The following is a 2,633-nucleotide window of genomic DNA, read 5'->3' on the forward strand; positions in this document are numbered from 1 at the left end:
TGAAATCAAGTCAGGATAAGGGTTGGAGTGCTTACTGCAAAAATTGTTAAGAAAGATCCCTATAAGGGATAGCTTGATAAGGGGGGTGTCTGATAATTTTTAACGCCTACCTACTTAAAATCTGAGTTCGGGAATCAAAAAGGGAAAAGTGCCGGACCCGGGAGCTTCTGTTTTACACTAGAATTTGGCCGCCTGAATCTAGATCTATGCCCACTCTGACCCTCAATTTTCCCCTAACTGCCGTTGTCGGCCAAGAAGCGATTAAATTAGCCCTACTCTTAGCCGCCGTGGATCCCGCCCTGGGGGGTGTGGTAATTGCCGGTCGTCGGGGAACCGCCAAATCAGTCATGGCGCGAGCGATACATTCCTTACTGCCACCGATCGAAATTATCGCAGGTAATGTCTTTAATTGTGATCCCAATAATGCCGACGAATGGGACGATCGCACTAAAGAAGAATATAGCAGTGGAGAGGTCGCCACGGAAGTTATCCGGGCCCCTTTCGTGCAGATTCCCCTAGGAGTCACGGAGGATCGTTTATTGGGTTCCGTCGATGTGGAAGAATCGGTGAAACAGGGGGAACCAGTCTTTCAACCCGGTTTATTAGCCAGCGCCCATCGGGGAATTCTCTACGTCGATGAAATTAATCTACTTGATGACCAAATTGCTAACCAATTACTCACAGTTTTAAGCGAAGGACGTAACCAAATCGAACGGGAAGGCATCAGTTTTCAACATCCCTGTAAACCAATCCTGATCGCTACTTATAACCCGGAAGAAGGGGATTTACGAACCCATTTATTAGATAGAATTGCCATTGCTCTTTCCGCCGATGGTGTCCTCAGTTTAGACCAACGAGTAACCGCCGTCAATCAGGCGATCGAGTATGCTGTTTCTCCCAGCGCTTTTATCGCCCAATATGCCCAAGAAATGGACGATCTAAAAACCGAAATTATTCTGGCGAGGGAATGGTTAAAAGAGGTAAAAATTAAACCCGAACAAATTAGTTATCTAGTGGAGGAAGCGGTGCGCGGTAGGGTAGAAGGTCATCGCGCCGAGATTTTTGCCGTGAGAGTAGCCAAGGCGGCCGCCGCTTTAGAAGGTCGGGATGTAGTCAGTGCCGATGACTTAAAAAGAGCCGTCGAATTAGTTATTGTACCTCGATCGCTGATTACGCCACCACCTCCGGAACAGGAACAACAGCCCCCACCGCCGCCACCACCACCGGAACCGCCCCAAGACGAAAACCAGCAGGAACAGGAAGAAAAAGAGGAGGAGAAAGAGGAGGAAAAAGAACCGGAACAGCCGGATAATCTGCCAGAAGAATTTGTTTTTGACCCAGAAGGGGTTTTACTGGATCCCAGTGTGCTGTATTTTGCCCAGATGGCCCAGCGTCAGGGGAAATCGGGGGCGCGTAACCTGATTTTCTCGGAAGATAGGGGACGTTATATTAAGCCGATGTTACCCCGGGGCAAGGTGAAAAGAGTCGCCGTCGATGCCACTCTCCGGGCGGCCGCCCCCTATCAAAAAGCCCGTCGCTTGAGGAATCCCGAACGTCATGTGATTATAGAAGAAGGGGATCTGCGCTCAAAACGGCTGGCCCGCAAGGCCGGTTCTTTAATTGTCTTTGTGGTCGATGCCTCCGGTTCCATGGCCCTGAATCGGATGCAGTCGGCTAAAGGTGCGGTCATGCGTCTGTTAACGGAAGCTTACGAAAATCGCGACCAGATTGCCCTGATTCCTTTCCGGGGTGAGCGAGCAGATGTACTATTACCGCCAACCAAATCGATTACCCTAGCGAAAAAACGTCTAGAAACCCTGCCCTGTGGTGGCGGTTCCCCTTTGGCCCACGGTTTAACCCAAGCGGTTCATGTGGGGATGAATGCTCGTTTATCGGGGGATATCGGTCAAGTGGTGATTGTGGCGATTACCGACGGTAGAAGTAATATTCCTTTGGCGAAATCTTTAGGCGAACCGATTCCGGAGGGGGAAAAACCCGATATTAAGGCAGAACTGCTCGATATTGCCGCTAAAATTCGCTCTTTAGGCATTAAACTGCTGGTCATCGATACGGAGAAAAAATTCGTCTCCACTGGTTTTGCCAAAGAATTAGCCCTAAAAGCCGGGGGTAAATATTATCATCTACCCCGGGCCACGGAACAAGCGATCGCATCTATGGCGCGAGGGGCAATTGCGGGACTGTAGCTGGGGTTTGCGGCAAAAAGTTTTTTTGACAAAAAGCACAAAGTATGATACTCCCCAACGTATTTCTGGCTGCGAGTAATTATTGCAGAGTTAGGTCAAAATCAGGGGATTTCCTGTTTCCAAGTGATCAAATACAGAAAAGCAGCAATTCGATCAAGAAATCGATCAAAACAGCCTAGACTAGAAAAATAATCCTCTATCCCGACAGCTATCCTGTGGAGATTACTTTTTTAGGAACCAGTTCCGGGGTTCCGACTCGTTCGCGTAATGTCTCTAGTATCGCCCTTCGGTTGCCGCAACGGGCGGAAATATGGCTGTTTGACTGTGGAGAAGGAACTCAACACCAGTTGCTGCGTAGCGACCTGAAAAGTTCCCAAATCCGACGCATTTTTATCACCCACATGCACGGGGATCATATCTTTGGTTTAA

General features: G+C 49.0%; 2 protein-coding genes. Both read left to right on the forward strand.

The annotated features are described in order from the left end of the window. Positions 1–206 precede the first annotated feature (206 nt). Positions 207–2,204 (forward strand): magnesium chelatase ATPase subunit D, encoded by a 1,998-nt coding sequence (gene bchD / locus PX482_RS07945; RefSeq protein ID WP_288122289.1) that lies wholly within the window; start codon positions 207–209, stop codon positions 2,202–2,204. A gap of 215 nt (positions 2,205–2,419) precedes the next feature. After that, positions 2,420–2,633, forward strand: a 214-nt coding sequence (locus PX482_RS07950; protein WP_288122290.1) for an MBL fold metallo-hydrolase, incomplete at its 3' end; no start/stop codon positions are given.

It is taken from the genome of Microcystis sp. M53602_WE12 (assembly GCF_030065455.1).
Classification (GTDB): Bacteria; Cyanobacteriota; Cyanobacteriia; order Cyanobacteriales; family Microcystaceae; genus Microcystis; species Microcystis aeruginosa.

Excerpts from the sequence above, each read along its gene's own strand:
- bchD (WP_288122289.1), top strand. The coding sequence starts at position 207 with ATGCCCACTCTGACCCTCAATTTTCCCCTAACTGCCGTTGTCGGCCAA.